The sequence below is a fragment of the Streptomyces sp. H39-C1 genome (assembly GCF_027158125.1).
GTDB classification, from domain to species: Bacteria; Actinomycetota; Actinomycetes; order Streptomycetales; family Streptomycetaceae; genus Actinacidiphila; species Actinacidiphila fildesensis.
In genome coordinates, this window is the sequence record NZ_JAPVLS010000037.1 from 81,978 (window position 1) to 89,003 (window position 7,026).

The following is a 7,026-nucleotide window of genomic DNA, read 5'->3' on the forward strand; positions in this document are numbered from 1 at the left end:
CCGGAGACCTCGAGGGCGGGTCGGAGTACACATCAGACGGGCACGTGCGGCGTTCCGGCGCTTCAGTGACGTGATCCCGTCCGGTCTGTGTTCCCTTCGCGCCGTCGATTCTCCCGGGGTCCTATGGGAGACACTCGCGAAGGAGAGTTCCATGACCAGCACGTCCGCCACCGCACGTTCCACCGTGCACGGCTACCCCCGGCAGGGCCGGAACCGGGAGCTGAAGAAGGCGATCGAGGGCTACTGGAAGCGCGACGTCAGCGCCGACGCCCTGCGGGACGCCGCCGCCGCGCTGCGCCGCACCAACTGGCGGCAGCTCGCGGACGCCGGCATCCAGGAGGTCCCGACCGGCGACTTCTCGTACTACGACCACGTCCTGGACACCAGCGTCATGGTCGGCGCGATTCCCGCACGGCACCGCGCCGCGGTCGCCGCCGACGCCCTGGACGGCTACTTCGCCATGGCCCGCGGCACGCAGGACGTCGCGCCGCTCGAGATGACCAAGTGGTTCGACACCAACTACCACTACCTGGTGCCCGAACTGGGCCCGGACACCGTCTTCAGCGCCGACTCCACCAAGCAGGTCGCCGAGCTGAAGGAAGCACTCGCGCTCGGCCTCACCGCGCGCCCGGTGCTCGTCGGTCCGATCACCTATCTGCTGCTCGCCAAGCCCGCCCCCGGCGTCGCGGCGGACTTCGAACCGCTGACGCTCCTCGACCGGCTGCTGCCGGTGTACGCCGAGGTGCTCGGCGATCTGCTCGCCGCCGGAGCCGAGTGGGTGCAGCTCGACGAGCCGGCCCTGGTCCAGGACCGCACCCCGGGTGAACTCAACGCCGCCGCACGCACCTACCGAGTGCTGGGCGGTCTCACCGACCGGCCGAAACTGCTGGTCGCGTCCTACTTCGACCGGCTGGGCGAGGCCCTGCCGATCCTCGCCAAGGCGCCCATCGACGGGCTGGCGCTGGACTTCACCGGTCCCGCCGCGGGCAACCTCGACGACCTCGCGGCCGTCGGCGGGCTGCCCGGCAAGCGCCTGCTGGCGGGCGTCGTCAACGGCCGCAACACCTGGATCAACGACTACGAGAAGTCGCTGTCCGTCCTCGGCACGCTCCTCGGGCTGGCCGAACGGGTCGACGTCGCCTCCTCCTGCTCCCTGCTGCACGTCCCGCTGGACGCCACGGCCGAGCGCGACATCGACCCGCAGATCGCCCGCTGGCTGGCCTTCGCCCGGCAGAAGACCACCGAGATCGTCACCCTGGCGCGCGGGCTCTCCCAGGGCACCGACACGATCGCGGCCGAACTCGCCGCCAACCGCGCCGACCTGGCGTCCCGGGCCGGTTCCGCCCTCACCAACGACCCGGCGGTCAGGACCCGCGCCGCGGCCGTCACCGACAGCGACGCCCGCCGCTCCCAGTCCTACGAGGAGCGGGCCGCTGCCCAGCGCGCCCACCTCGGGCTGCCGCTGCTGCCGACGACCACGATCGGCTCGTTCCCGCAGACCACCGAACTGCGCACCGCACGGGCCGATCTGCGGGCGGGGCGCATCGACACCGCCGCGTACGACGCCCGTATCGAGACCGAGATCCGCGAGGTCCTCTCCTTCCAGGAGACGGCCGGCATCGACGTCCTGGTGCACGGCGAGCCCGAACGCAACGACATGGTGCAGTACTTCGCGGAGCAGCTGACCGGCTACCTCGCCACCCAGCACGGCTGGGTCCAGTCCTACGGGACCCGTTACGTCCGGCCGCCGATCCTCGCCGGGGACATCTCCCGCCCCGAGCCGATGACGGTCCGCTGGACACGGTTCGCCCAGTCCCTCACCGCCCGCCCGGTCAAGGGCATGCTCACCGGGCCCGTCACCATGCTGGCCTGGTCCTTCGTCCGTGACGACCAGCCGCTCGGCGACACCGCCCGCCAGGTCGCGCTCGCCCTGCGCGACGAGGTCAACGATCTGGAGGCGGCGGGCAGTTCGGTGATCCAGGTGGACGAGCCCGCGCTGCGCGAGACGCTGCCGCTGCGCGCCGACGGGCATGCCGAGTACCTCGGCTGGGCGACCGAGGCCTTCCGTCTCACCGCCGGCGGGGTCCGTCCGGACACCCAGATCCACACCCACATGTGCTACGCGGAGTTCGGTGACATCCTCCAGGCCATCGACGATCTCGACGCCGACGTCATCAGCCTGGAGGCCGCCCGCTCTCACATGCAGGTCGCGGGCGAACTGGCCACCGCCGGTTATCCGCGCGAGGTCGGTCCGGGTGTCTACGACATCCACTCCCCCAGGATCCCCAGCGCGGCGGAGGCGGCGGCCCTGCTCCGCAAGGGCCTTGAGGCGATTCCCGCCGAGCGGCTGTGGGTCAACCCGGACTGCGGTCTGAAGACCCGCGGCTGGCCGGAGGTCAGAACCTCCCTGGAGAACCTCGTCACCGCCGCCCGCGAGGTCCGGAGCACGCTGCCCGGCGCGTCCTCCTGACGCGGCCGTGGCCGGGCCGGGCACCCCTGGTGTCCGGCCCGGCCACGCGCTAGCGCAGTGCCTCCCGCCGGTCCGTGAGGGACCGTCCCGGTTCATCCTTTCGGGTTAAGCAAGGAATGTTTGTCCCGGGCCGCATCCGGAGGGGCGCTCTGATGGGGGCGCGGCGCCGCGCCGACCGTCGTGGACGCGGCACGGGACAGCGATCGAACGAGGTGCGGGGGAATGGGCTCTGTTGCTCTGGGCGTCTGGCTGCTCACCGCCTCCCTGGGGGCGTACCTGTTCACGATCTGGCTGCGCCACGGTGGCCTGCGGCAGCGCGAGGCCGGCATCACCCGGTTACCGGTCTCGCTGATCCTGGGGCACATCCTGCTGGCCGTGGTCGGCCTGGCCGCGTGGACGGTCTTCCTCTTCGGCGACCTGATGGCCTCCGCGTGGGCGGCTTGCGGCGTCGTGCTCGTCGTGGCGTCCCTGGGCCTGATGATGCTGTTCCGCTGGCTTCCCAGCCCCGGGCGCCATGCGCACGCCGAGCGGACCGCCGAGCGGCACTTTCCCGTGACGGCGGTCGTCGCCCACGGCATCTGCGCGGTCGTCACCGTCCTGCTGGTGCTGGCGGTGGCGGTCCACTCGGCCTGAGCGCCGGAGCCGGGCCGGGCGGGCCGGCCGGCCCGCCGTAGATCGCCCGTAATGCGAACCCTGTCCTCTGCGTAGATCCTGAAGGTGTTGTCCATCACGCGAGGAGGTCCGACATGTCCATGCTCGACAAGATCAAAGGCATGCTCAAGGGTCACGAGGATCAGGCGAAGCAGGGTGTCGAGAAGGCCGGCGACGTCGTCGACCAGAAGACCCAGAACAAGTACAGCGGCCAGGTCGACATGGCTCAGGAGAAACTGAACGAGCAGATCGGCGGCACGCGTCCGCCCACCGACGAGGCGGGCAAGTAGCCGGCCGGCGCACCTGTCAGCGACCGGCGACCACGCTCCAGGTCACCCGGGGCGGGTGAACCGAGGCGCACAGGGGCAGGCCGAAGCCGTCGGTCAGTCCCAGGTCCGCCCGGAGGCAGCCGCCTCCGGCGCGGGCGGCCGCCAGGTTCTCGGCCGGAATGTCGCCCAGGTGGAGCTTGGCCCGGCGGAACATCGCGAACGCTCCGCCGGGCGGCTGTTCGCCCCACATCAGATAGAGGAACCGGCCGCCGCGGCGGCCCTGGACATGGGGCCCGCGGAAGTCGGCCGTTCCGTCCGGCGCGGTGAGCAGGGTGACGGCGGTCTCGAAGACCACCTCAGCGGCGTCCGCCGACACCACGGCGTCCGGTACCGACCCCCGCTGGATCCCGACGTGGACGTCCTTGTGGTCGCCACAGGCGGCCCCGGGCAGCTCCCGGCCCACGATCCGCACGAGTACCTCTGCCATCGCCTCAGCCCTCAGTCCTCGGCCCTCACCGGATCCTCGTCCGTGCGTCCCGGACACGACGTGTCCACCGTACGGCGAGCCACTGACAGACCCCGGAAGGTACGCCCCGTGAACCCCGACTCCGGGTCCCCGCCGTCGCCTCCCGTCGAACCGCCCCGGCGGCACCGGTCACACACCTCGGCGTGGCTGGTGGCCGCGGGCCTCATCGTCGGCGCGGTGGGGAGTCACAGCGCTGCGGCGGCCCCGCGCCCGGCCGTCACGGGTACCGCCCCGACCGGCGCGGGTACCGCCCTGGCCGGCACGGACCGGCGGGCCCAGCAGGTCGTGGGGATCGTCAACGTGGAACGCCTGAAACACGGTTGCGGGCCTGTCACGGCGAACGGGAAACTCGCGGCGGCCGCCCAGGCGCACTCCGACGACATGGCCGCCCGTGACTACTACGAGCACGCGACACCCGACGGCAAGGACCCCGGCGCCCGGCTGACCTCCGCCGGGTACCCGTGGACGCGGTGGGGCGAGAACATCGCCAAGGGCGCCAAGGACCCGCGGGCGGCCATGGCCGCGTGGATGAAGAGCGCCGCCCACCGTTCCACCATTCTGAACTGCGCGTTCAAGGAGATCGGGGTCGGCGTGAGCATGCGCCCGAACGGTCCATGGTGGACCCAGGACTTCGCCGCCCGCTGACCGGGGCCGGCACCCCCGGAGCGACGCCCCCCGGCTGTCCCCCGACCGCCCCCGGGCCGCTCTCCGCGCGCGGTGGCGGTGACCCGTGCTTAGCGTGGGACGTAGAGCAGCCCAACGAAGGGACGACTCATCATGAGCGACAGCACAGCGCGGACCAAGCCCGAACCGGATCGCCCCAACCCCGGGAGCAAGGCGCCAGCGCGCGGCGATGCGGGATCACGCGGCCGGACCACCATCGCCGACGGCGTGGTGGAGAAGATCGCCGGTCTGGCCGCCCGCGATGTCGTGGGCGTGCACGCCCTGGGCACCGGCTTCTCCCGTACCTTCGGTGCCGTGCGCGACCGGGTGCCGGGCAGCGCCAAGTCCGTCACCCGCGGGGTGAAGGCGGAGGTCGGCGAGACGCAGACCGCTCTCGACCTCGACCTCGTCGTCGACTACGGCGTGTCCATCGTCGATGTCGCCAACGCGGTGCGGGAGAACGTGATCGCCGCGGTCGAGCGGATGACCGGGCTCGAGGTCGTCGAGGTCAACATCGCGATCGGCGACGTCAAGCTGCCGGACGAAGAGGACGACGAGGACGAGCGGGAGCAGCGGGTCCAGTGAGCGGCGGACCGGCGCGGGAGACGGTGGGCGGACGATGAACACGGCACTGGTCGGCCTGGGCGTGGGAATGGCCCTGGCGTTCGCCGGGTGGTTCGGCGGGTTCGGTGCGTTCCTGCTCGTGGCGGCGCTCGGCGCCATCGGCTTCGTGGCAGGGAAGTTCATCGACGGAGACCTCGATCCCGACGAGTTCTTCCGGAGCCGCAGCAGCGACCGCAGCCGCGACCGCAGCGGCACTGGTACCAGCAGCCGCACCCGCGACCGGGACGGCGACCGCCTGCGCTGAACGGTTCGGTACGGGCCGGCGCCGAGGGGTTCCCCGGCGCCGTCCCGGCCGGCACGCGCTCTCAACCCCAGCCGCGAACCTTACGGAACGTGCGCACGGCCGGACCTGCGTCCGGAGGCGCACCGTCCCTTACGCCCTCGGCAATGTGCTGGTCACCTTGCGGGGGTCCGGCTTCGCCATGCTCAATCACTGACAAACCGCGAGGCGCCGCGGATCGGGTCCGGTAACTGCGAGTTCGCGCCAATACCTGGCGTACTGACGAGTAATGCTCGCGACAGGTATAGACCAATGATAAATATGGGGAACGGATCTCACATGTGCGATCACCATGCGTCACTCCCGATGGGAAGGGATCACCCGCTGTGCCCCGTTCCTCCCGCTCCGCCCCGCCCGCACGTCCGCTCTACCAGCGGATCGCCGACCAGCTCCAGGCCGAGCTCGACAAGGGCCGCATAGCCCCGGGAGACCGACTGCCCGCCGAGCGTCTGCTGGCCGACCGCTTCGGCGTCAACCGGCAGACCGTACGCCAGGCCCTGCAGCTCCTGCGCGACCGCCGCATGGTCACCACCGGACGCAGAGGCACCCGCGCCGCGGTCGTCCCGGTTGCGCTGCCGGGCCAGTTGATCGATACGGCGCCCGTCACGCCCGAAGGGATCGACGACGACTTCGGCGTTCTGCGCACCGCGCCCGCCCCGGTCGACATCTCCTGCCTGCTCGGCCTCACCCCCGGCACCCCCACCCTCGTCCACCAGCGGGTCGAGCAGGCGCCCGGGGCCCAGTTGGCGAACGCGACGTCGTACTTCTCACCGGTCGCGCTCGCCGAGATACCGCGACTGGCCGAGCACCGCCGCGCCTCGCCCGAGCCGCACCGCGGCAACCTGCGCGGCCTGTACCAGTGGATGATCGACGCCGATCTGCGCCCCCACCGGCGCGACACCATCGATCTCACCCCGGTCCACAACCCCCGGCCCGCCGCCCCGGACCAGGCGAAGCTGACCATTCGCCGGACCATCGCGGATCAGCACGGCCGCGTCCTGGAAGTCACCGACCTCCAGTTGCCACCCGGCCCGGCCCAACTCGTCTATGAGTTCGCCCTGCCCGGCACCTGACCGGCGGGCACCACGAGCTCCGTCCCGGACGCCCTCCGCAGGGGCCCCGACCCGCTCGGACCTCCCCGTATGCGACCCACCGGGTCCCCGAGGATAGGCCGCCGCCGGCATGAGGACTATGGTCAATATCCCAGGACCACTACGACGAAGGGGCAGTCGGCAATGGCGCAGGACGAGGCCGTTATCGGCTGCACGGGGGAGCTTCTTATCGCCACGCGTGGATCCGCCGGACCCGGCGAGATCCTGGTGCGCGTCAGAGGAGGAACCGAGACCTTCCTCGCCTGGTCCGAGGAGCCCCTGCCGCGCGGGACGACCGTGCTCGTCATCGAGTCCCGCGGGACCCGGCAGGTCGGCGTCATCGAGTGGGCAGATCCCCTGGATGCGTTGGGCGGCGTCACCGACGCCCCTTAAAGGAGACGAAATGTTCGGTTATCGCGTTCCCGCCCCCGACGAGGCGATGCTGATTTCAG

The 7,026-nt window shown here is 71.4% G+C and carries 9 protein-coding genes; 8 read left to right on the forward strand and 1 reads right to left on the reverse strand.

What is annotated here, in order from left to right; translation table 11 throughout:
• The first annotated feature begins 151 nt into the window (after window positions 1-151).
• The 3 genes from metE (at window position 152) to O3W51_RS24185 (ending at window position 3,411) form a co-directional block, all read left to right on the forward strand.
• Window positions 152-2,470, forward strand: coding sequence for a 5-methyltetrahydropteroyltriglutamate--homocysteine S-methyltransferase (gene metE / locus O3W51_RS24175; protein WP_269287327.1), 2,319 nt, complete (start codon window positions 152-154; stop codon window positions 2,468-2,470).
• Window positions 2,471-2,692: 222 nt separating this feature from the next.
• Window positions 2,693-3,103: a hypothetical protein gene (locus O3W51_RS24180; protein ID WP_138354462.1), complete on the forward strand. Its 411-nt coding sequence runs from the start codon at window positions 2,693-2,695 to the stop codon at window positions 3,101-3,103.
• Between the two features lie 113 nt (window positions 3,104-3,216).
• A complete protein-coding gene (locus O3W51_RS24185) occupies window positions 3,217-3,411 on the forward strand; it encodes an antitoxin (RefSeq protein ID WP_138354461.1) in 195 nt (64 codons plus the stop codon).
• 16 nt (window positions 3,412-3,427) lie between these two features.
• On the opposite strand, the gene O3W51_RS24190 is transcribed toward O3W51_RS24185, so the two are convergent.
• Window positions 3,428-3,877 carry a DUF5990 family protein gene (locus tag O3W51_RS24190; RefSeq protein ID WP_187144756.1) on the reverse strand — a complete coding sequence of 150 codons (450 nt, stop codon included), beginning with the start codon at window positions 3,875-3,877 and terminating at the stop codon, window positions 3,428-3,430.
• Window positions 3,878-3,985: 108 nt separating this feature from the next.
• Here O3W51_RS24190 and O3W51_RS24195 point away from each other — a divergent pair, with 108 nt between their 5' ends.
• The 5 genes from O3W51_RS24195 (at window position 3,986) to O3W51_RS24215 (ending at window position 6,967) form a co-directional block, all read left to right on the forward strand.
• Entirely contained in the window at window positions 3,986-4,561 is a 576-nt protein-coding gene (locus tag O3W51_RS24195) for a CAP domain-containing protein (RefSeq protein WP_244808994.1), read from the forward strand.
• Window positions 4,562-4,693: 132 nt separating this feature from the next.
• Window positions 4,694-5,164, forward strand: coding sequence for an Asp23/Gls24 family envelope stress response protein (locus tag O3W51_RS24200; RefSeq protein WP_198358567.1), 471 nt, complete (start codon window positions 4,694-4,696; stop codon window positions 5,162-5,164).
• A gap of 34 nt (window positions 5,165-5,198) precedes the next feature.
• Complete coding sequence (locus O3W51_RS24205; protein ID WP_138354458.1) at window positions 5,199-5,447, forward strand: hypothetical protein; 249 nt, start codon at window positions 5,199-5,201, stop codon at window positions 5,445-5,447.
• A gap of 362 nt (window positions 5,448-5,809) precedes the next feature.
• The gene (locus O3W51_RS24210) at window positions 5,810-6,556 is read left to right on the forward strand and encodes a GntR family transcriptional regulator (RefSeq protein ID WP_138354457.1); all 747 of its coding nucleotides are present in this window, start codon (window positions 5,810-5,812) and stop codon (window positions 6,554-6,556) included.
• Between the two features lie 162 nt (window positions 6,557-6,718).
• Window positions 6,719-6,967 carry a hypothetical protein gene (locus O3W51_RS24215; RefSeq protein WP_138354456.1) on the forward strand — a complete coding sequence of 83 codons (249 nt, stop codon included), beginning with the start codon at window positions 6,719-6,721 and terminating at the stop codon, window positions 6,965-6,967.
• Window positions 6,968-7,026: the final 59 nt, after the last annotated feature.